General features: G+C 62.7%; 11 protein-coding genes and 1 pseudogene. 5 read left to right on the top strand and 7 right to left on the bottom strand.

Annotated features, from left to right (window positions below; genetic code table 11):
• Positions 1-36: 36 nt before the first annotated feature.
• Positions 37-1,143, bottom strand: coding sequence for a DNA (cytosine-5-)-methyltransferase (locus BM150_RS14325; protein WP_092927810.1), 1,107 nt, complete (start codon positions 1,141-1,143; stop codon positions 37-39).
• A gap of 166 nt (positions 1,144-1,309) precedes the next feature.
• Between BM150_RS14325 and BM150_RS14330 the strand changes: the two genes are divergently transcribed.
• The 5 genes from BM150_RS14330 to drmB all read left to right on the top strand — a co-directional run bounded on the left by BM150_RS14330 (position 1,310) and on the right by drmB (position 13,910).
• A complete protein-coding gene (locus BM150_RS14330; RefSeq protein ID WP_092927745.1) occupies positions 1,310-1,756 on the top strand; it encodes a very short patch repair endonuclease in 447 nt (148 codons plus the stop codon).
• A 935-nt stretch (positions 1,757-2,691) separates the two neighbouring features.
• Entirely contained in the window at positions 2,692-7,422 is a 4,731-nt protein-coding gene (locus BM150_RS14335) for a DEAD/DEAH box helicase (RefSeq protein WP_092927746.1), read from the top strand.
• The gene (locus BM150_RS14340; protein WP_092927747.1) at positions 7,419-8,936 is read left to right on the top strand and encodes an NERD domain-containing protein; all 1,518 of its coding nucleotides are present in this window, start codon (positions 7,419-7,421) and stop codon (positions 8,934-8,936) included. The genes BM150_RS14335 and BM150_RS14340 overlap by 4 nt, the downstream gene beginning before the upstream one ends.
• Positions 8,933-12,082, top strand: coding sequence for a helicase-related protein (locus BM150_RS14345; RefSeq protein ID WP_092927748.1), 3,150 nt, complete (start codon positions 8,933-8,935; stop codon positions 12,080-12,082). Before BM150_RS14340 ends, BM150_RS14345 begins: the two co-directional genes overlap by 4 nt.
• Before the next feature lie 10 nt (positions 12,083-12,092).
• Positions 12,093-13,910 (top strand): DUF1998 domain-containing protein, encoded by a 1,818-nt coding sequence (gene drmB / locus BM150_RS14350; RefSeq protein WP_092927749.1) that lies wholly within the window; start codon positions 12,093-12,095, stop codon positions 13,908-13,910.
• A 349-nt stretch (positions 13,911-14,259) separates the two neighbouring features.
• On the opposite strand, the gene BM150_RS14355 is transcribed toward drmB, so the two are convergent.
• From BM150_RS14355 to BM150_RS14380, 6 genes and pseudogenes are all read right to left on the bottom strand, one after another.
• On the bottom strand, positions 14,260-14,565 hold the full coding sequence (locus tag BM150_RS14355; protein ID WP_092927750.1) for a hypothetical protein: 306 nt from the start codon (positions 14,563-14,565) through the stop codon (positions 14,260-14,262).
• A 296-nt stretch (positions 14,566-14,861) separates the two neighbouring features.
• A pseudogene (locus BM150_RS14360) lies at positions 14,862-15,844 on the bottom strand (ferritin-like domain-containing protein).
• Between the two features lie 167 nt (positions 15,845-16,011).
• Entirely contained in the window at positions 16,012-17,517 is a 1,506-nt protein-coding gene (locus tag BM150_RS14365; protein ID WP_092927751.1) for an AAA family ATPase, read from the bottom strand.
• Positions 17,518-17,541: 24 nt separating this feature from the next.
• On the bottom strand, positions 17,542-20,364 hold the full coding sequence (locus BM150_RS14370; RefSeq protein WP_092927752.1) for a hypothetical protein: 2,823 nt from the start codon (positions 20,362-20,364) through the stop codon (positions 17,542-17,544).
• 385 nt (positions 20,365-20,749) lie between these two features.
• Positions 20,750-21,205, bottom strand: coding sequence for an ASCH domain-containing protein (locus BM150_RS14375; RefSeq protein ID WP_092927753.1), 456 nt, complete (start codon positions 21,203-21,205; stop codon positions 20,750-20,752).
• A gap of 120 nt (positions 21,206-21,325) precedes the next feature.
• Positions 21,326-23,374 carry a GNAT family N-acetyltransferase gene (locus BM150_RS14380; protein ID WP_139219537.1) on the bottom strand — a complete coding sequence of 683 codons (2,049 nt, stop codon included), beginning with the start codon at positions 23,372-23,374 and terminating at the stop codon, positions 21,326-21,328.
• Positions 23,375-23,638: the final 264 nt, after the last annotated feature.

Raw genomic sequence — 23,638 nt, forward strand, 5'->3', positions numbered from 1 at the left:
CTTTTCCGGAAACGTCAATGCCCACGCGAGAAAGTTTCAGTTCTTATCGATGGCTCCGAGAAGGTGCTTTGCGATGGCACGAGCGAGCGGAACCGGGACCGCGTTACCGATCTGGCGCGCGATGGAAACCTTGGAACCCACCCACTGGTAATCGTCCGGGAAACCCTGCAGCAGTGCCGCCTCGTAGTGTGTGAGTGCTCGGTTCTCGGTCGGGTGCAGATAGCGGCCCTTCTCGGGCTTGAAGAACTCGGTCCGGATCGTCACCGACGGTTTGTCCGGTGACAGTCTCCCCATGACGTCGCCGGAACCGCTCTTGTGCTTCTTCCAACACGAGGAGAGCAGTTCCTCGGGTATGTGGAACCGATTGCCGCCGGGTGGGATGGTGGCGAACCTTGCGAGTGAAGTCGCAGTGTAGTTGCGGGTCAGATGGAGCTCGGCCGTCTTGAACGCCCCGGGGAACGAACGTCCGCAGAACTCGGTTCGTGTCTCCGGCAACTCGGTTTCCGTCACCGCGGGTAATGCTTCACGCAATGCTTCGGCGACGGTCACATGCCCACGCACATGCGTCGGCTCCGGCTTCCCCGGTTCGGGGAGATCACGATGGTGGCCGATGACGACCACCCGTTTACGGGCCTGCGGAGCCCCGTAGTCGGCTGCGTTTAGCACGTACGGGGTGAATGTGTAATCGGCGAGCTCACCTCCTCGCCCCACTGCGTTCCGGAACAACTCGAACTGCGGTGTGCGTTGGAAAGCGGGCACGTTCTCCAGCACGAAGTAACCGGGGCGCGCCTTGGATACAGCCTGGACATACTCACGCCACAGCGTGTTGCGTTTGTCCTCGGCATCCTGTTTTCCCAGGGTGGAGAATCCCTGACAAGGAGGGCCACCTACAACGATACCTACGTGGGGTACCTCCTCGTCGGCCAGCCATCCCTCGATTCCCCCTGGATAAACTTTGTCGCCGAAAGTGCGTGCATAACTGGCGGCCGCGGCAAGGTCCTCCTCCACGGCCCGCACCACCTGGAACCGGTTGCTCGCGGAGTGGAATCCTTGCGTAAGGCCACCGGCCCCGGCGAACAGATCCAGCACGTGGACCGAGTCCCGTTGAGGACGGGGTGCGGGCGAATCGGAGACGTGCTGCATGTGAGCCACTATAGCCGGCTGGCTGGCCTGCAGGCCGTTCGGACAGAGCCGTTTCTCGGCCCGCACCGGAGAAGGACACCGGTTGGAGGAAATAGCCGTGGGGGTTGAGCAGGACCGAGGAGACTCTCCAAGCACCGGCAACGTTCCTGCATCCACCTCGAGGCGAATGTCGCGGCAGAAGCGCAGGGACACCGGGCCCGAGATGCAGTTACGACGGACATTGCACCGCATGGGGCTGCGTTACCGCGTGAACCTGCCACTGCCGGGCATGCCCCGCAGGCGCGCGGACGTGACTTTCACCAGGGCACGGTTGGCGATCTTCGTGGACGGTTGCTTCTGGCACCGCTGCCCGAGGCACGGCACCGATCCTGCGAACAACAGCTCGTGGTGGGCACGCAAGCTGAACTCCAACGTCGCACGGGACCGCGAGACCGATGAGAGGTTGCGCGAGGCGGGATGGAACGTGCTCCGCTTCTGGGAGCACGAGGACATGAGCGAGGCCGCGACCAGGGTCGCGGCGCTCCTGTCGGAACTGCCCGGTAACACCTCGAGCACACGCGATGACGAAAAGGATGGAAACACGTATGAGGACAAAGGGGCATCACGGGAGTGACCAGTCGCAGGCTCTTCGAAACGGCTTCGCCTCTCGAAGAGCCGACAAAGCAGCTGCACCGGAGAGGCCGATCCAATGCGGTTTTTTCTGGCTCAGTAGCTTTGATCAGCTACTCGAAGCATTGTCGACTGCATGTTCAAAGGTCGCTGTTCGTCCAACATGTGGACTATTCCGCTTTGGGGTCGACCGTCACGAAGATCGGAGAGCTTGCAGAACAGGCCGAACGCATAAGCAACGAGAGCAATCGCCTGTTTGGCTGATCGAGGATCTAGTCTAGTGGGTGACATCAACAACGAGCAGGTGTTCGAACGTGCACACCCGGAGCTTCCACGCTCCCGAGAGCGACCATTCACCGCTCTTCGGTTCGTGCGTGGTGCCATGCATACCGCTGGTACCCCAACAACACTGTCCGACAGGACACCCATCGGAGTTCGTTCCCAACGCCATACTGATCAGCAGGGCATGGATCGAGCGCTCCGAAGTCCCTGAGTCGGAGACCTGTGTTACCCGTGTCCCGCGGAGACGTCCGACGACGGACGAAAGACATCGACATAGCCGAACCAGTACGCTTGTTACGGGCAGTGGACGTACGACGAGTTGAGAAATGGCTCGGGCTCCTCTGGAACAGAGCCATGCAGAAGGACGATTCCGTAGCGGACACTGTCTCCCGAGGCCGGCCCCGCAACATCATCGTCACCTGCATCTACCGAACAGAACCACCTGACTGTGTTCATTCCGTTGTCATACACCTCGGATCAGACACAAGCCTGTTCGGAAGCCTTGCAAGAGCAAAAAACATTCATTGCGTTTCGATAATTGCCAACACAGTCTGCCAAGTGGTGTGGCACCATCGGTGATCTTGGTGGCGAGTTTCAGGAACCAGGTAAGCGCAAGTCCGGCAGCGGTGCGATCCCAGCTGCCGAGGAGGTCTCAGCATGACGGCGAGTGAGTGGGTGCCCGACAGCACCCTGGTCGATGAGCTTGAGCAGTTGTTCGGTCAAGCCATCAATGCCTACCGGGCGAACCCCAACCTCATCACGGAACACGCCAACCACGAAGAAACGATCCGCGTTGGTGGCTATGCCAACAGGACACTCCTCGAACTCGTGCAGAACGCTGCCGACGCGATGGTCGGCAAGACAGATACGAGCGGCTCAGCAGGAAGTGTCGAGATCGTACTGAACATCGACACGGAGACTCTTTACTGCGCGAACGCGGGGCGTCCTTTCTCGGCAAGTGGCCTGACCTCACTCGCGCACGCGCACCTGAGTGGCAAACGAGGTGACGAGATCGGCCGATTCGGCTTGGGCTTCAAGTCGGTCCTCGCCGTGACGGACAAACCGCAGGTGTTCAGTCGGTCGATCTCGTTCGAGTTCAACTCGACCAGAGCCAAGGAATCGCTCGCCGAGTTCGACTTCACAACCAGAAGACTGCCCATCCTCAGAACCATCACACAGATCCCGGACGTAGAGGCAGAGTTTGCCGAAGACCCGATACTCGAAGAGCTGGCGGAGTGGGCGTCGACTATCGTAAGGCTGCCGAACGCCGGTAGGATCGACAGCCTCCGGCAGGAGATCAAGGGGTTCCGTTCGGAGTTTCTGCTCTTCGTCGACGCGGTTCGGGAAGTCCGCCTACGGATCGTGGGACGGCAGGAGGAAACCTTCGAGACGTGCCATGTCTCACGTTCCCTGAATGACGGAAAATTCCGCATCGAGCGTCCTGACGGTAACAATCACGTGTGGCACGTGGCGAACCACATGCACACGCCGAGCGCTACGGCACGCCGTGAGGTCGGCGACGCCGTGTCACGCGACCAGGTCAAAGTGACCGTTGCGATCCCAGAACGTTATGCGGATCTGCAGACGGGGCAATTCTGGTCCTACTTCCCGCTCAGGGACGAAACCACCGCTTCAGCACTCTTCAACGCTCCCTGGAGCGTCAATGACGATCGCACAACGCTACTCAAGAACAGCTACAACCGCGAGATCCTCGTGACACTCTCGAAGATGTTCGTCGACCTCCTGCCCAGAGTGGCGACATCCGAAGACCCCGCGGCGCATCTGGACTACATGCCCGCGCGTGGACGTGAGCTCCTCTCGTTCGGGGACGAGATTCTGTTTGCACACGTCCCTCATACGGGAGCTCAGAGTCCATTGATCCCCGACGGCACGGGTACGCTTTCCAACCCCGATGACCTGCTCCCTCTCGCCTTTTCCCTCGGAAGCGATGTGAAGAGCGACGATCACGAGGCATGGATCAAATCCCCGAATACCAGCGACCGCGTTCCTCACTGGCGTTGCTTCACTACGCCCCGCCGTGCGGCTCGACTTCGACAACTCTACGCCTACAACGCCGACCCGGACCTGATGAGGTCTCAGCCACGCGACGAAGAGAAAGCACTCTCGCGAGTCCGGACGAAAGGAATCCTCTCGTGGCTGCGCGAATGGGCGGACGGCGAATACGAATCTGCCGTCAAAGCACTCGAATTCGTACTGCTCCATCCCAGGATCGAAGGTATACGAACGGCGAGGGTCGTCCCGACCAGCAACGGCCTCAAGTCCCTCGAAGACAGAAGTACTGTCTTCCTCAAACATGTGGACTACGTCGATATCGAGGGTGCGAGCTTCGTAACCCCGGAATTTCTTGCGATTCCAGGCGTCGAAAAGACACTCCGGGAGAGAGCTCAATTCAGAGATCTGGACCCGATCGCGATCCTCCAGGCCCGATTCGAGAAGCTGTCGCAGGCCTCCGGGCCTGAAGATCACGAGAGATTCTGGGAGGCCGTGATGGGCGTCCCCCTCGTGAAAGCCAAGCAACTCGCCGAGCGAGACACCGAGGGACGTATCAAGGTCCCCACACGCGACGGCGGATGGGCCGCACCACAGTCCGTACTCGATGTCGAAAGTCTGAGCAGCGGCATCGACGGACACTTGCTCGACCATGATCGTTGCCAGCCACAGATCGCCCGGTCAGCGGGTGTCATCACCCAGCCGACCAGCTCGTATGCACTGGAGGACGAGATCTGTGCGGACAGATACTACGCCTTCGTACGTGCGGTAGTCGATCAGAGGAGCGGAACGGGGGAACGTCCGGTCGAGAACATCGAGTTCGACCAGTACCTCGGGGCCGGCCCGTTCTCGGCACTGTTGTTGATGGACGAGTACGGAGCTTCCGAGCAGATCCGCGCGGACTGGACACAAAAACTCTTGGCTCTCGACGAAAGGTCCGTATGGACCTGCGAGGACAGCGCTACCGGACGAACACACCAAGTGATCTCACCGGTGCAATGGGCAATTTCCGAGGTCGGGCTCGTGCCGTCCGACCGAGGACTTCGTCCACCTTCACGAGTCGTCTCAAACGCACTGCTGGAGTACCAGAAACTGCTTCCGCTCTACCAGGGGCAAAGAACGATCGAGGACGCGCTGAACCTGCCGCGTGAGCTCACCGAGGTGCCGGCCGAGGTTTTGAAGGAGTCGCTGGCAGCGGATCTCCTCCCGACGACGATCAAGGATCCGACCCTCGCGAAGTTCGTGCTGGTGGCCAGCGAGAAGGCTCATCCGGATACTTTCCCACCAAAGATTCCCGCACGCGTTGGACAAGCGGTCGAAGGACGTCGTCCGGGGACGGTGTATCTGGCAAAGAACGACGAGCAGCAGCGCGTCCTGAGTCAGAAGCTGAAGCCACATCTGCGCGTGGAAACGCAGTACGTCGACACCTACGTCGCGCAGGTCGGTTGCCGTCGGTTCGAGGACAGCTTCTCGTTCTCGACCATCGTCGAAGGACGACAGGACCCGGAGCCCGTCGTAGACCTGTATCCCGGTCTCCAGGAGACCTGGGTCGCCTGGAGCGAGAAAGTGACAAACACCTTCATCGCCAGGGCGATCTACATCGCCAAGCGCGTCACCACCGAGGACGGGGTGGAAGACCAGACACTAGAGTGGCATCTCGACGGACCAACGCTGACCGTGCGGAAAGATCTCGACGATCATCGGGTTCTGGAGATCGTCAGTGACGCACTCGAACTGCACTTGTCCAATGCCGAACTCGACAACGTCGAACAAGTTGCCCTGGACCTGCAGCGGGAAAAACAGCGCCAGGAAGCACGCGCGGCGGCGAACGACGCCGAACGACTCGAAGTCTTCTTCGGAGAAGACACTCTCAGGGAGAACCTGCCTCGAGGGCTCTGGCAGGCACTGGAAACACAGGGGGTTGTCGATAACTCGACATCCGTGGCGTATCTGTTCCTGACGGTGTACGGCAGCGATTCGGTCAAACAGCTCGCGGAGCAGTTCCGGCTGGAGGGCTACACCGACGTGCCGACACAATGGGCAGGCGGGCGTCAAACGATCGACTGGCTACGAAAAATGGGGTTCGCGACCAAGTACGCCGGTCGACGTGCCGAGTCACAGCCTGACGAATTCACTGTTCCGGGGTCGGTCAAGCTCAACGAGCTGCATTCGTACCAGAAAATCATCAGCGAAAAACTGCGCGCGGTGCTTACACAGCAGTCGGACAAAGGACCCGCCCAGAAGGGCATGGTCGAGCTTCCGACAGGGGCAGGCAAAACCCGTGTGGCGATCGAAACAGTACTCAAGCTCTTCAAGGACGAGGTCCTCAGCGGGACCGTGCTGTGGATAGCGCAGTCCACCGAGCTCTGCGAGCAGGCCGTCCAGACCTTCGACACGGTTTGGCGACACCTCGGTGACGAGCGCTCCCTCACGATCGGAAGGCTGTGGGAGAACAACACCGTTAACGAACCCGACACCGACGTGAGCGTCGTCGTCGCGACCGATGCCAAGATCGAGTCGATCCTCGACGAACCCGAGTACGAGTGGCTGAGCAGGCCTGCCGCCGTCTTCATCGACGAGGCCCACCGAGCCGGAGGATCGAGCCGCTACACCCGTATCCTCAAGTGGCTCGGCGTTGACGGGCACAACTGGAAACGACCTCTTGTCGGTCTCTCCGCAACTCCGTTCAAGGGCAGTATCGAAGACGGACAACAGACGAGGGAACTGGCCGCCAGGTTCGGTAACAATAAGCTCAACGCGTTCGAGGAGACCCCGTACCGAGAGCTACAACAATTGGGAATCCTGGCACGCGTAAGGCACGAGGTCCTTCGTGGCATAGAGGTCACCCTCACCGCGGAAGAACGACAACAGATCGAATTAATGCGTCGTCCCAACAGCCCTCTGCTGGATCGCATCGGCCATAACCAGGCTCGTATGGAGATCCTGGTCGACCACATACTGTCCCAACCCTCAGAATGGTCGATCCTGGTCTTCACACCGAGTGTGCTGTCGGCACAGGTACTGGCGGCGACCCTGCGCTACCGTGGAATTTCATCGGATGCGGTCAGCGGACAGACGGGTCGGCAGGAACGCCGTGACGTCATCGAACGATTCAAGAAGAACGAGATCCGGGTCTTGGCGAACTGTGACCTCTTGGTTCAAGGATTCGATGCCCCAGGAGTCCGTGCTCTGTACATCGCCAGGCCGACCTTCAGCCCGAGCGCATACATCCAGATGGCGGGGCGTGGTCTGCGCGGTCCCGAGAACGGTGGCAAGGAGGAATGCCTCATCGTGGACGTCGCTGACAACTTCGGAGCAGTGAACGACTTCCTCGGCTACCGCGAGTACGAAGCCCTGTGGAAGGAGCACCACGCGTGATCCTTGTACCCGACATTCGCGACATCGAAGCCTCGAGCACAAACGCGACCGAGGTCAGGCTGGCACGAATGCTACAGCAGGTGGAAGGACCCAAGGACGCGGTCGCGTTCCACTCCGTCAAGCTGCGTAGTCATACGACGAAGCAGCAGGCCGAAGCCGATTTCGTCGTGGTGTGGGACGACGCGGTGATCGTGCTCGAGGTCAAAGGCGGTGGTATCCGTAAATACGAGGGAAACTGGTACACGATCGACCGCCGTAGCGACTGGCACAGGCTGCGCGAATCGCCCATCAATCAGGCACAGACCGCGATGTTCGCGCTGCGCAACATCCTTCAGGAGGACGGTCTCGGATGGTTCGCGTGTGAGGCGGTTGCCGTCACGCCGGACATCGACTCGCCTCCGCCTGCCGTGGAATGGAAGAGCAACCACTGGTGGGCCAGGGAGACGATGACCATAGTCGGCCTGACTTCAGCATTCACCGAGGTCGCCGCGGAGGCGCGGAGTGCCCCTCCCCGTCAGAAGATCGCGCGTGCGGACGAGTTGCGTGCCCGACTGTTCGGTGAATTCACCCGCATGCCGACCATCGATGCACAGCGTGGCGCAGTCATCGAGGAGCAGAACCGGGCGACGGAGGATCAGGCGCAGGTACTGGCCGCGCTCGCGCTCAACCCGCGCATGCTCGTGTTCGGTGGCGCAGGCACCGGTAAGTCCCTTGTCCTGGCCGAAGCTGCGAAGCAGGAGGCGGCGAGTGGCAAGTCCGTTGTCATCACCTTCCACTCGCCGTCCTTGATTCGCTTCTTCGAACCGCTGGTCGCGGATCGAGAAATCGACCTGCTGCCGTTCGACGAACTCCACGAAGGCAAACGGTACGACGTGGTGTTCGTCGACGAGGCCCAAGACCTCATGAATGCCGAAGGCATGGACACGCTGGACCGTGCGATCCGAGGCGGTAGGAGTCAAGGGTGCTGGAGGATTTTCCTCGACCCCAACAACCAGGCACACATCGACGGTGAATACGACTCGGAGGTCTGCGACCTGGTCAAGACAGAGGCCACCCAACTCCAGCTCCAGAAGAACGTCCGGAACACCCGGGCGATTGTGCACGTCGTACAGGAGTACTTGGGCGCGGACGTCGGCGATCCGGGCATCGTCAACGGGGAACGTGTCTATTGGCACCCCGTCGAGGGGGAAGCCGACGTCTCTGCAGCGGAGCAGGCCGCACGAGACTTGGTGTCCAACGGTGCGCGCCGAGACGACATCTGGATCATCAGCACGAGTTCCGACAATCCGCCTGAGCGGGGTGACGCGAAGTTCGTCGTCACGAGCCCGCGCTACGCCAAAGGGCTCGAGGCCGAGCATGTCGTCGTCTGCGACCTTCCAAAGGAGTATGACGAGCACGGCACTGCGGCCTTCTATGTCGTAGTCACCCGCGCACGAGTGACGCTGCACGTGCTGGTCTCCGCCGACGACAAGAAGCGACTCCAGGAACTCGTCCGAAAGCAGGTCAGGAAGTGAATCTCACAGAATCACAGCAACTGGCATTGAAACACCTGCGCGATGCCTACGTCGGACCAGAGGGGGAAGAGGAAGAGATTACATACAATCCACCACACCGGCAGTACGCGGTGGGCATGCTGTTTCCCAGGGATAACCATCACTCCCATCCTCCCGAGGGGCGTGGACAGTCGAGCGAGGATATCGAGGCCGATATCGTCGACGGCGATGTCGAAGAAGACGGCGTGAACGTACCGTTGGCCGAGAATTGGCGTCCCTCCTCGGCCGCGATCTCGTTCGTCACGAACAGTGAAAGAATCAAGGTCGATTTCTCGTGCGCTACGTACGTCAGGATCGGAGACGACGGACCGCCCCGTTGGAAGCGTATTCCCCACTCACCTGATGACCTGGTGCTGTTCAAGGAGCAGGAGCCCATACTGCTCAAGGTTGGTGAGGTTCAGGTCGCTATCGGCGCACGGTGGCGTGACTACAATGACGCTCAGCTGATTACAGTACACGTGAGAGTACTCACAAAAACAACAGAGGACGAGCGCCTGGATATCCCACTGATGCTGTTCCAGGTCGGACTGTCTGTGGCGCCCTGTGACGGAGCCCGAATTCTCGAATACGATACCACACGATCGTTCGATGCCGATCCGGAAGCTGCTGAGCTGCGTGTCCGGTATCGCAACAGGAAGGTCTACGCCGTCGGTCATGGCATGGCTGCCGACTGGGAGCTGGTCGACGATGGGTGTGTACGCGCTTTCCTGGATCCTGTGCCTGCGTTCGTCGTTCCCGCCGTCGAGACGACCGGCCTCGACGAGGGAACGCCGGAGGCTCGGGCACTCGAGTTAAGACACCTTGCACGGATCGACGAGAATCGAACAGAGGTTCTTCCCTCACTCCGTGCCTTCGTCGACGCATTCGCCGAGTGGGCGGACGAACAAATGGCACGAGCCGAGGACTTCGGACGTGACGCCGAAGTCGCGATCAGGATCGCCAAGAGGTCCGAGGACGCCGTGGCGAGGATGCGCGAAGGTGTCGAGCTGCTGGACGCAGTGGATCAGGAACAGATACGAATCGCGTTCGCCCTCGGTATGGAGGCCATGCGTCTGCAGATGCGTCAAGCCGATCGTTCCAAGGCGATTCCGGAAGAACAGCTCAGTGAACCGCATTGGCGGCCCTTCCAATTGGGCTTCCTGCTCATCGCACTGGCCTCGACGGTGAACCCCGAGCACGACGACCGTGACCTGGTTGATCTCATCTGGTTTCCGACCGGTGGAGGAAAGACAGAGGCATACCTGGGGTTGGCGGCGGTCGAGATCTTCCGCCGCCGGCTCGCTCATGGAGTTTCAGGCGGCGGTACAGCTGTGCTCACCAGATACACCTTGCGCCTTCTGACCTCGCAGCAGTTCCAACGAGCTGCGGCGCTGGTGTGCGCCATGGAACTGATGCGTGCAGACCACCCGAGGGTGAGGGGAATGGCTCCCTTTTCCATAGGGCTGTGGGTCGGTAACGAGATCGCACCCGGAACACGTAAGGAAGCCGTCGCTGCTCTGGACCGCCTCATGAAGGCAGCCCGTCCCGAAGAGGCCAACCAGTTCCAGGTCGAAAGCTGCCCCTGGTGCTTGACTCCGTTGATTCCCAGACTCAAGAGCGATAGAAGCTCCGACTACGGCCTACGCCGTGAAGGCTCCGATGTGGTTCTGCATTGCGTCGACCCGAAGTGTGAGTTCCGCAAACAGCTACCGCTTGCTGTCGTCGACGAGGTCCTGTACGAAGAGCCACCGACGATCCTCCTGGCGACAGTCGACAAGTTCGCCAGGCTGCAATTCAAACCTGAAGCCGGTAAACTGCTGGGACTGGGTACGAGTTTCAAGCAGCCGTCGATGGTAATTCAGGACGAACTGCATCTCTTGTCGGGCCCGCTCGGAACCACCGTCGCAGTGTTCGATGCCGTGATCCAGGTACTGCTCAGCAGCTCGGGCACAACACCGAAGATCGTTGCATCCACCGCGACAATCAGAGCCTCTGGAGAACAGGTTCAGGGATTGTACGGACGGCAGGTCGCACTGTATCCATCCTCCGGGCTCGATGATGACCGGACATTCTTCTCAAAACCGGTCGAGAACGGCGAGGGAAGACTCTACATAGGTCTGATGCCACAGTCGGTCTCCCAGCCGTCGGCAGTGATCTCAGCAACCACACCGATGCTCGAAATACCGGATTCGCTGGCCATGCAAAGTAAGGGGTCCCCTTCACGAGACGCTTACTGGACACTCGTCATGTACCACAACAGTCTCCGTGAACTGGGCCGTTCCAGTGCTCTGGTGGTCGACGACGTCAACGGCCGTTTGGAACCCAGGTCAGAGCGTCTGGACATCCCGCTTCGACAGGTCGACAAGCCTCTCGAGCTCACCAGCCGCAAAGGCGCCGAGGAGCTCCCCAGAGATCTTCGAGCTCTGCGTGTGAACGCCGATGATTCCGAGGAAGCCGTCGACGTCGTGCTCTCGTCGAACATGCTGTCCGTCGGTATCGACGTCCCGCGTCTTGCACTGATGCTCATGGTGGGACAGCCAAAGACCACTGCCGAGTACATTCAGGCCACCAGTCGAGTCGGTCGTGGAGATACGCGTGGCATCGTGGTCACGTTGTTCCGGTCGAGCAGAGCTCGCGACCGTTCCCACTTCGAAACATTCCGCGGTTACCACGAAGCTCTCTACAGGAGCGTGGAGCCGACAAGCTTAACTCCTTGGTCGTTGGCCTCTCGGGACAGGTCCCTGGCCGGCGCACTAGTCGCACTGTTGCGACAGTCCCTTCCGCCACTGGCTGACAACGACACTGCCGTCAAATTCGATCTCGACGATCCACGGGCCAGAAATGCCGTGGAAGGACTGGTCGAGAAATTCCTCTTCCACATCTCACGATCAGAGCCGTTCGAACTGCAGGAGACGGAAGACGCAATCTGGAGTCTACTTCGCGACTGGGACCGCCGTGCTTCCCAAGCTCGGGAAGACCGTACGGAGCTGCACTACGAGCGTCGGTCGAAGTCCGAGGCCGGTGCGTTACTCAAGCGATTCGGTGAACCAGGAGAGGGGTGGCTGGTCGGAGACTCGATGAGATCCGTCGAACCGAACGTCGCCGTCGAGGTCCAGGAACCGCAGTAGGAGGAGCTTCATGGAAAAGATCAGGCACGACCTACGGCTTTCAGAGACGATCACACCTTTCGGCGTCGGTGCGATCACCGATATCAGAGGAGAGTCACTCATGGCTTCCGACACGTCATGGTGGGATGCCAAGTTCGCACCGGAGATCAGCTGCGATCGACTCATGGCCAGACTCGGAGCAGGAGTGCTTCGGCAACCGCCCACACATTCGGGCTGGGCAGGCAAGGAAACGCCGGCGCTTCCGTACTGGCGCTTCCCTGAGTGGCGTTTCTGCGAACGCTGTGACAGGCTCTCGAAACTGACTGGACGTAAAAAGGGAAAGTGGGATAACCGGTGTGAGTGTAATGGGCTACTCGTCCCGATGAGATTCGTGGCGGTCTGCAAGAAGGGCAGTCACATCCAGGACATCCCTTGGTTCAAATGGATGCACCGCGGCCGTGGAGCCGAGTTGAGCGAAGAAGTTCGTCTCTGCCGAAAATACAATGAAATCCGCTTCCGAAAAGTTGGATCGCACGGTGAGGGACTCGATTCCCTCGTCGTGAAATGCCACGGCTGCGGGAACTCGCGTTCACTCTCCGAGCTGGTCGGTAAAGGAGCGCTCCAACGAGACGGTATCCGTTGCGTCGGCAGACAGCCCTGGGAACCCGAGCATCATTCGGAACAGAATCCGTGTCCTCACCCACTCGCTGCCGTGCAGCGAGGCGCGACGGGCAACTACATGGCGGAGCGGATATCGGCACTCGATATTCCCGAAGAGCGCCCACAATCGGCAGAGTTGGTAGACAGGGTTCGGGGGCACCCCTTCTTCGGCAGGATGGTCTCCGACAACGGTGGCCCGCAGTCCGAGATGGTGGCCGGGTGGATTGCCGAAGAACTGGAGACAACCACCGAGGTCGTCCGAGCGGTAGCTGAAGGTGAACAATCGTCGAGCGACGACATGCTGCTCGACCTCAAGGACGGCGAGTGGGCGGCTTTTGTCAAGAAAACACAGGGTGGACGAGACTCCCGTGCAGGTGACTTCGTCGTCGACGGAAGAAGTCTCGACGAAGCCCACGGTCCGAAAAGCCTGCTGGAAAAGGTTAGAGGGATAGGACAAGTGCAACGTGTTCGCGAGGTGCGTGCGCTTCGTGGGTTCCGCCGGTACGACGCCGAAGCGGCGTTGGTCCGGACGGATCTCGGCCCCAACCAGCATCGCTGCCCTACCTACCCGGCCGTCGAAATGTTCGGCGAAGGTATCTTCCTCCGCTTCGACGAGACGGAGATGGCGAAATGGGAAGCCTTGTTCGATGTTCAGAATCGAGCAAGCATTCTCAAACGAGAGCGCGCGAATCTGGACTGGGCGTCGAAGCGGCTCGACACCCCTGAGCCGCGCTACATCGCTCTGCACACGCTGTCGCACCTGCTCATCCGGCGGCTCGCCTTCGAGAGCGGGTATGCATCGGCTGCCCTGCAAGAACGCATCTATGCCAACCCTGACAGGACGGACAGGACTGCTGGCATCCTCATTTACACCGCTGCAGGCGACGCGCAGGGCACGTTGGGCGGCCTGGTTCGGCTCGGCGAGCCCAGGAACCTGATCTCTCTGCTTGTGTCGGCGCTGGAGGATGCGGACTTCTGCTCGAACGACCCGGTCTGCATAGAGAGCGACAGTCAAGGAGCATCACAGTTGAATCTCGCTGCATGTCATGGCTGCTCTCTCATCAGCGAGACCTCCTGCGAGACTGGCAACCGTCTGCTCGACCGCAGGCTCGTCCTCGGCGGCAACGATGTGTGCGGGCTACTCGAGGGCGTGTTGGAGGAAGTCCGAACCGTACCCGTAGAGGGATGAAAACGGCACGATCAATGATGCATCGTCCCCTTACATGACGAAGGGTTGGGGCCTTGACATCTTCGAACCGCTCGTTGACACGGTGGTGGCTCGTGGACGATTTCGAGCTCGAACGGATGACAGGTCACTCCGACCATCGAACGATTCGGGCCTGCATCTTCTCCGATTTTCGAGCTCATGCCTGATTCAATGTGGGCAGGCGTGGCACCGCGAGTTCGCTTCTTCACAGCAACGTCCGTGTTCGCTCCGCGGTTCGTCCGGGACGACGAACGAGGTGGCCAGACCATGAACAGCCCGACCGACAAAACCGACAGTCCGGCACTGCCGTCTTACGCCCACTCCCACCACCTCACCGGCAGGGTGGTGGCCCGGTGACGTGTGCCCGGGAGAGCCTGGTGGCTTGCTCGTGCAGCTGGTCGCGCCACGACCGCAGCGCGCACCGGATGACGTCGGGAAGTTCGTCGTTGCGGTGCGCCTCGTCGAGGAAGCGGTCGACGGCGTGTGCCAGCGCTCGGGTGTGTTCGGCCCGCTGAGCGGGCGGCAGCGCACGGCTCCCGGATCGCCAGCGGTCGTAGTGACGCCGCAGTTCGAGCAGGAATTCGTGCCCACCGTCGGGTGCGAACTCCCGGTCTATGTGGGAATGGTCGTTGGACATGCGAGCTCCGATCAGTTTTCACCCGCCAGATCACGGGAGACTCATGTGGTCGCGAACCGAACCGGCGAAGGATTCTCCGAGCACACCGGCGGAATCGGCGGGAAGTACCGGGAGTACACCCCGCCGATCCGCCGTCCGACCGGCATCCGCCCTAGGGCGTTCGCCCGATCAACCAAATCTCCGGCGACGGAGTGCCGCGCGAGCGGGAAACGCGATCGCCGGTGTGCGTGCTCATACTCGGTGCTCGTCCCCGAGCTGCCGGGGACAACCGCATTATCGGACGGACACCGCTCCGATCAGGTGTTGTCGGCGCTGGTGTTGATCGAACCGTTGACACCGCTCGGGAAGAAGCCACCGGAGGTGGCCCGCTCGGGAGTCAGGTAGACGATGTTGAGAACCTGACCGGCGGTGCGGCTGAAAGCCTTGCCCGTCGCGTCGGTGGGCACGATGTTGGCGCGCCCCCTGCCGTCGACGATCCCCTGATCGAGGTCGTCCGACCCGTCGAGGCTGTCCCGGGCGTCGGAGAGCATGCCCGCCGCCTCCTTCAGGTCACGGGCACCGCCGAGCAGGCTGTCCAGCAACCCCGGTTCCTTGTCGTACAGCACGGTGCGGATGTTGGCCGCGTGGTAGGCCTCGGCCGCCAGGATGCCCGCCGCCGCTTCCAGGTAGGTCTTGTTGTCGACCAACGGGGAGGCCCCTTGTAGGCGGTCACCCCGACGTCCTCGAACAGGTAGGCGGCGAGCAGGAAGTTGTCCTCGTTGGCGAACGGGTCGAACTCCTGCCCCTCGCCGATCAGCCCCGCCGCCCGAGCGGCGGCCGTGAAGCTCTCGCGCAGGTTGATCCGCGGCTGGGCGACCTTGGCCGAGCCCAACGCCGAGCGCAGGAACTCGATGTGGGCCCGCTCGTCGGCGGCGATCTCCGTGGCGTACTGCCGCGCCTTGCTGCTCTCGAACGGCACGGCATGACCGCCGGTCACCGTTCCCCGGTCGCCCTTGCCAGTGGTCAGTTCCTCGGGCAGCCCCACACCGTGGACGGCGTAGGAGTAGAACTGTCCTTCGAGGTACTCCAGGTTCAGGGCGAAGTTGAGCACGGCACCGTCGCCCGGTCCCCGCGAAGCGGTCTCGGCCGCACCGGCGGTTCCCAGCCCGGCCGAGGAAGCGGCTGCTGCACCGGCGACACCGAGCCCTCCCAGCCCGGCGGTCCGCAGGAAATGACGACGATCCGAATCGGTTTCGGAAGAACGATTGATCATTCCGGCCAGATAACTCTTACCGAACACGCAATCCTCCTCAATCACAAGTGCGAGGGATCTCGCGATCCGGCGTTCGGGATGAACAGGTCCGCCGATTGGCCGAGTGCCGCTTACTCACCTGTTCGTGTCGCTCCGGTTGGTGTCACTTGCGAACAGCGACCGAGCGCGGCCGGGAGCACCGGAGCGACACCTCATCACTCCTGGTCGGAGCCCGTGGTGAGCGTGCCGCGCGCGAACGTGCCGAGGATGCGCTGGTGGGTCTGGCGCGGCAGGTGCCGGTTGCCCGGCTCCCCGAACGGGGTTCCGGGCCGGACCGGGGCCTCGCCGAGCAGTCCGTCGATCCCGGGCCGGGTGAGCATCAGCAGCCCGTGCGTGGCACGAGTGCAGGTCACGGCCAGCCTGCCGAAGGCCGAGTTGAACTCGTCCAGGCGCGAGGCCCCGCTCAACGGGTGAATCGCGACCGTGAGGCGGTTGGTCTGCCCCTGCCACGAGTCGACCGTCGAGGCCACGACCTCGCTCTCTCGCAGCGAGTACTTCTTCCGCAGCCGCTCGGCGACATCGGTGGCGTCGTCCACCGCCTGGTTGCGCGTAGCCAGGATCGCGACCAGCGGGTCACCGGAGTCCTCACCCGGACGTGCCGTGAGCGTGTTCCCAGTCGGAGCCCCCTCGCCGTCGTACTCGGCGTGTTCGAGCGCGAAACCGGCGGCGAACAGCTCGTCGAGCAGCGACTCGACGGTCGCCAGCAGCGGCGGGTCCACATCGGCCGCCTCCGGCTCGGGCAACCCCTCGACTTCGAGCAGCGTCGGCACGCCGGTACCGACCTGCCGCCAGATCGCGGCCGACTCGCCGGAGAGCTTCTCGGCGACCAGCGCCCTGTCCCCCGGCGCGGCCACGCAGTCGAGCTCCGCCCACTCGGGGTAGAACGCCCGCCACAGTTCGAGGTGACCGGCAGCGGGGCGCCATACCGCCGGTAGTTCGACGGACCAGGTGCGTTCGTCAGCCTCGTAGTCGGTGGGCCAGGCGCGGTACGGGTTGAACCCCGGGTCGCCCCGCCACGGATTCGCGCCCACCTCCAGCGGCGGGAGCTGCCCCACGTCACCGACCCCGACCGTGATCGGGGCCGCCTTCGCCACCCTGTCGAACCGGTGGTGCGGCAGCTGCCAGGCCTCGTCGACGAACAGCACGTCGAACACGGTCTCGCCGTTGTGCCCGGGACCGAGGTGTTCGGCCAGCCGGTCCAGCTCCCGGGGCGTGCCGAGCCGGTGCGCGGTCGAGATCACCACCTCACACTCGGACGGGATGTCCGAAGCCTTGCTGACCACGGTCGAGTGGGAACTCGCCTCCTCGGGAACCTCCTGGTACCGGTCCTTGCCGACGAACAGACAAACCCGGTCCGCCCCGAGAATCCGCCCCAACGAGGCCGCGAGCGGGTGGATCTGCTTGTTCGTGAAGGCGGTGAGGACCACGCGATCGCATTCGGACCGCTCGACGGCATCGGCCACCAGCTTCCGCAGGATGAAGGACTTGCCCGCACCCGCCGCGGCCTTGAGCAGCAGCCGATCCAGTGGGGCGGTGCCGGACAACGCGTCGCGCAGCACCCGGAGCGCCTCGTCCGCCACGGCGGCGTTACCCGCCGCGGCCCGGTCGTGGTGCACACGATCGGCAGCGCTGTCCTCCGGTTGGCGGAACTCGACGGTCACCTCGTCACTCCAGCTCGCACGTGGTCACTCCAGCTCGTCGAGGGTCACGCCGTCCGGGGGAGCCAACACCGGCCGTGTGGTGGCGTCCCCGACCGGCGCGCCGGACGGGGCCACCTCGAACGCGTCGGAGTCCACGATCGGCGGCCATACCTCCGGGTTGAGCTCGCCACGAGCGCGGCGCTCGGCGAGCTGGTCGGAACGCTCGGCCTCGACGTCCTCGTGCGGACGGCAGCAGCGCTCGTGCGTCTCGGGGTCCTCGGCGTAGGAGCCCGCCTCGCACGTCGGCTCCGGCGCCGCGAGGTTGTCCACCCGGGGTCTGGCGACACTGAGGAACGCGTTTCCCTTGTTCGTCGAGAACCACGCGAAATCGGCGACGAGCAGTCGGTCGCTGGCGGCCAGTCCTGGGGCGTTCTCCGGTTCCCACGCGAACCGGCGGGGCGTTTCGGGGTCATCCACATCGGCCAACGGGCCGATCGACAACCCCGCGAACTTGAAGTTGCTCTTCTGGACCGTGAGTTCGACGTCCGGATGTTCCACGCAGGATTCGCCGTTGACGTGCAGCAGCACGATCCTGCTCCCGGCGCGGATCCTGCGGGAAGCCACGTCGAGCACCAGCGGCCGGACCGAGACCACCGTGGCGACCGCCACCTCGCGCGTGCCGACGTCGGTGGCCAGCTCCTCGGCGAACTGCGGGTTCGACAGCGCCAGGAGCTGACTCCGGCACCTGCCGTCGCTCTCGATGACGTCCACGAGCGCGTTGCGCCAGACACGGTGCGTACGTCCGAACCGGACCAGGTCGGAGGCGCGCAACGAGAGCCGTCGCCGCCAGACCGCCTGGGCGTCGGCCTCGATCTCGCGGTGCACCCGGCGCAGCCGCGAATCGGGAACGGTGTGCAGCACGGCCAGGGCGCGGTCGATCATGCCGCGCTTGTAGTCGAGCTCCTCGGTCACCAGCGCGGTGTACTCGCTCGCCGCCGAGTCCGGCCGCCCCGTACCGGACTGTTCCGGGCCGAACCGCCCCGAACCGGGCTGCCCCGGATCGGCCCGCTCGGCATCCACTCGGGTCAGCGCCTCGTGGATGGCGTCCGAACTCCCACTCGTCAGCCGGGCGCCCGGGGTGTGCGGCGCGGCTTCGATCTCGTCCTCCAGCTCGCGCGGCTTCACCGCCCCCTCGGTCGCGGTTTCGGCCCAGCGCACCAGGTAGTCCAGCCGGTAGGAGGCGACCGGTGGCCCGCCCGCCACCACGTGCCGCGCCAGTGACTCCCGCAGCTCGATGATCGGGGACCGGAGGGTGAGCGCCCTGGCGCGGTCCTCCTCCAGCAGGAAGGACACCGCCGTACGCGCCGTCTCCGGCAACGAGTACGGGATCTCGGCGGGCTCGCCGTCGAAGGTCAGCGGAGTGCGGCCCATCAGCTCGTCGCGTCGCCAGCGCAGCCCGCTGAGCTCGATACCCGCCAGGTTGTCGGCGATCGAGACGAGCACGTCGGCCGTCGGCTGGTCCGGCACGACGAGGTGAACCGGGCCGGGGTTCTCCTCGTCGAGGCGGCGCTGCTCGGCCATCGCCTCGGACAGTTCCCGGCCCAGCAGGTGCATCACCTCGCGCCGGGTCCACGCGGACTGCGGGTCGTCGAACACGGTGGTCCGCCAGGGCTCGGGGCCGCGGGTGGTGACGCGCCGCAGCGCGATCCCGTGCATGCCCAGCACAGCGGAGTCCGATTTGGCCAGCACGAGGTCGATGGTGCCCGGGCGGCCCGCCTGGTCGACGCGCCGCTGGCCGGTGCGGCGCGCGACCCCGTCCAGCGTCGCGGAGACGTTGGCGACCACCGAGGCGGGCGCGTCGCCGGTCCCGTTCGTGCCGTCCACCAGGCCGACGAGTTGGGGTCGCGTATCGGGCGGTATCCCCAGCTCGATCAGCAGGTCGGTCGGATCGTCGGAGGTGCGGAGCTCCTCGCGGCAGTAGGAGAACAGGGTGCAGGTGGTGCAGGAGGCGGGATCGAACGTCGCCCGCAGGTGCGCGACGTAGTCCGCGAGGTTCGCGGTTTCCTCGGGGGCCGACCGCTCGAACTCGCGCTGCCGCTCCGCCAGCCGCATCCGCACCTCGGCGCGGTGGTCGTCGAGTGCTTCGACCAGGGCCTCGGGCTGCAGGAAGGCGTTGCGCGGGACGGCGAGCACACCGTGCGAGTGGACCGACATGCCGGTGGGCAGGGACGAAGCGGAGCGGGCCGACTCCGCCGCGAGGGCGACCCGCAGGAAGCCCTTGAGCAGTCTGGCGTCCTCGATCCGGGATCTCACCCGTTCGTAGTCCTTGGCGGCGCCGAGGATCAGCCAGGAACCGCCGTCGGCGTCCGGTTCGGGGGCGACCACGGCGAGGTCCGACTCCACCTCGGATTCGGCCGCCATGGTCCGGCTGTCCGGGAATGCCGCGCTGTCCTCGGGGTTGTCCACGGGTGCGGCGAACGGCAGCGCGAGGGAGTGCAGCAACGTCACCGAGCCGTCGGAAACGGCTCGGGCGTGCGCGTCCGCCAGCAGGCCCGAGGTCTTCTCGGCGTCGCCGTGCGCGTCCGTCGTGACGATGTCGGTGGGACGGTTCAGGCCGAGCCTGCCGACCGTGGTGGTCGCCAGCTCGCTCGCGAAGCGGTCCGTGCGCACCAAGTGCTCGAAGGTGACGGCACGCATCCAGCGGGCGGCCGGGATGCGGCCCGAGTCGTCGGGGTAACCGATCTCGGCCGCGAGTTGCCGCCGCGTGCGCCCCACCAGCAGCGGGTCGGTGCCGCGGAACCGAGCGCAGGCGACGTGCGCGGACGCGGCGACGTCGCTCGCCGCAGCCGCGAGCGAGTTCTCCGCCATGCGAAACCCCCAGTGGCGAGCCGGAACGCTCAGCCGGGCACGAGGTGACAGGTCACGGCCCACGAGTGTAGGAGACCGTGATCCGGCGGAGATGTGTGCCGGGAGTTCAAGGTGGTGGGGGGGGGGGGGGGGGGGGAACCCGGTTGCGTTGGGCTGCTCGGACGGGATCAACCGGTATGGGGTTCATCCCACGCTGTGCGGATCAAGCGAATGCCCGGAATAAGAACGGAAGCATGTCGTACGACGTGGACTGGTTGAGACCCGAGCTGAGAGCTGTCGCCTGCTGAAAAGCCGCTCACAACACGCACGGCACCCGTGCAAACGCACTTCTCGCGCCAAGATCGCTGGCCAGTATCACTCCACGACGTGGATCTCGTACCTGGTATCAGCGATTCTTCACGAGTGCGTGGAGCGGTTCCGGATCCGACTGAGCGAGAAAGCGGTAACTTTGCGGAGGGCGGAAACCGGCATGGTCGCGCAACCAACCCAGCTCGTATGGATCCGCCAGTTCCTGTGGGTTCGCCACCGTCAAGGCACAGCCGATCCTGCTTCCCACCAGGTAAGAGTCAAACTCGGCACGGGTGATTCCGACCTGATTACCGTGTCTGCGCCAAAGCCGATTCGGCTCGTCGGCATCCACCGATTTCAGCGTGGCTGTCCCTACTACGGACATGACAGGCGCGCTGGCATAGATGATGATTTTCGCGCCGGGCAGCGCCGAAACCCGCGTCCGCCGGAGCTCCACTGTCTTCGAGCCATCCAGGATGGCGTGGGCGAATCGGGGCCGCAATGACATCAACAGCGGCTGTGCCTGCTCCTCGCGCGTCAACTCATCGGTCACTTCGGATCCCTCACGACGCGTGAGCCTACCGCTTCGTCGATGTGACAGAGCGTCTTGGGGAGAGTCGCTAGACCTATTCACGCTTCGAACTTTAGTTCGAGAGACGTTGTGCGTCATCCCTCAAGTGGCGAACCCAGCTTTATACAACGCCGCGTACATTTCCGCGTCGATAGCCCGCGCGGAGCGGAAGTTTTCCGGAGCTCCGGGATACTGTTTGGCCAACCGCTTGTACTGACGCAGCGGCACAGGATGATCGAACAGTTCCGTGTCCGCGAATCGCATGGCCAGGGCTTTAGGGTTCCCCCGCGCGGCTTCGACGACTTGCACGCGGTTGAAGACACCGTAGTAGGAGAACTTGTCATGCAACCGATCCGGGGTATCGATGACGAGCTCTTCGAGCCGCGAGGTCGCGAAGAAGTGCCTGGCACCAGTCTGATCACCACTGGAATACCACACGATGCGTGCTGGAGCCCTGAGCACATTGTTCTTTGTACTGCGGAAGTACACATGCTCACGTCCCAAGGACAGCCAACTGTTCCTCGGAGGCAGCACAGGTGGGTATCCGAAAAGTTCGGCAGAATAGTCCGTCCTGATCGGAGCTATGAAGCACGGCAATTCGCTGTCGATAACCTTCGCTGGCCACCAAGCATGCTCGAGCCGACTCGCCGCATGCGAAGACAGGAGCGCAGGCAAGGAATTCGGCTTACCCATGTCAGCGACCCGGAACGACTTCGCCGCTGCTTGTTCCACCTCCACGGCCGTACCGCAGACATCGACAACAGGGGCAACCCAGCTGTTTTCCCGAGAGACGAATGACTCGTAGCTCATGGCCTGATCGAGCCGCCGCGAAAGGTGTTCATCGGTGATTTTCACCGCGATTGCTCCCTGCTCGCGAGCACGTATCCGGAGTCTCCATAGCAGGTGACGCGCGAGCGTATCGGTCAGTGAATGATCATTCACCCGAAGCAACGGTACTTCGATCAATTCCGGACTCTCGAGCACCACGAAGACTGCGAGCATAGCACCCTCGGGAGCACGAACGATATCGATATCATGGTCTTGCTTCACATGGTAACGAATACGCTCCCGAAATCGCCTCTCGCTCTCACCAGAAAGCAGCGCGGAAATAGCCGCAGCCTCCGACTCGATCCTTGTTCCGGCGCGGGCCGTGGTGAACTCCGTATCCGCTAGACTTTCGGTCTGAAAGCTCGCTGCGTTGGCCAGTTCATCCAGATGTTTGAATACGTATTCCGGGGGAATTACCCTCATGCCAGCAATTTCTTCGACTACCGAACTGAGGTTCGATACTAGATTGTCATTACTGGTCAAGAATACAGGGACACCGGTTCCCGCAGCATGAACGACCCGAGCGAGATCCCACTCTTCTTGTCGAGTTCTCGGATAATTCCCCTTCTCCAGTAGGGCACTCCGGATCGCATCGTCCAGCCTCGAAAAGGTGTCCGCGTTCACACCGAGCTCCGGGCATCCACCGAACGCATCGAGCAACAGAACCTTTTCCCGTGTGAATTCTTTTTCGATCTCGGTACGTATATCGGAGGTAACGATCAACTCGATTCGCTCCGCTAGATCGTCCGCCAAGAGATATCGGAATTCGTGAGATGAAGGATCCAGCAGAATCCGAAGCACATCGAGGTCGACGACAGCGCGAACAGGAGCAGGCTGTTCGTACACGGTGAACAAATCTGGGTGGCCATGGTCGCGCCACCAGACGGTCATGGGCGCTTTGTCTGCCCCGCGTCCGACGGCTTTGGCAGCTCGGTCCATGAACCCGAGGGCACGCCATGTTCCGGCCAGGCCGTAGTCGTCACGACACTTGGCCCGTATACCAATACGATCCTTGTATCGCTCGCTGATCTCATCGACCAGCATCTTTGCGATACCAGCCCCACGTTCGTCGGAGCCTACGCACAGATGGGTGAGAACGACTTCGTCGCGCGGCAATCGGAACAGCGCATAACCAAGCACCTTTCTCTCACCGGGCGGGCAAGCCGCGAGGATCCGGCCTTGTTCGGCAGCTTCATCGTAAGCCGACCATGGAAGATGCCCCAGCCGGTCACGGTACTGATCCCCGAGCCGCATCACTTGATCGAGCAGTTCCGGGTCCTCTGCACCGACCAGCACGACCTCAACAGCGCTTGCCCTGTCCATGTAAGCCAGTTTGGACGTAAATAGCACCCGAAAGGTGCAGTTCGAACAAGACCACCCAATCGGAGCAGTCGATCATGCGGTACCGAGATTTTAAGTTTGCCCATGAACGGGAGCTTTGCTGTACCGTGCGAGCCAATCCTCCGTCCCGCTCGGCCCATATCCCATGGCCCCAGATACATCGTTACGTGGAAAGGTGATTGGTGGGTACGTGTTGCTTCAACAGGGGTTACAATCACCGTGCACTGCGATGAGGATCATCCAGGC

Origin of the sequence: Actinopolyspora alba (assembly GCF_900112765.1) — a bacterium.
In the GTDB taxonomy this organism is placed as follows: Bacteria; Actinomycetota; Actinomycetes; order Mycobacteriales; family Pseudonocardiaceae; genus Actinopolyspora; species Actinopolyspora alba.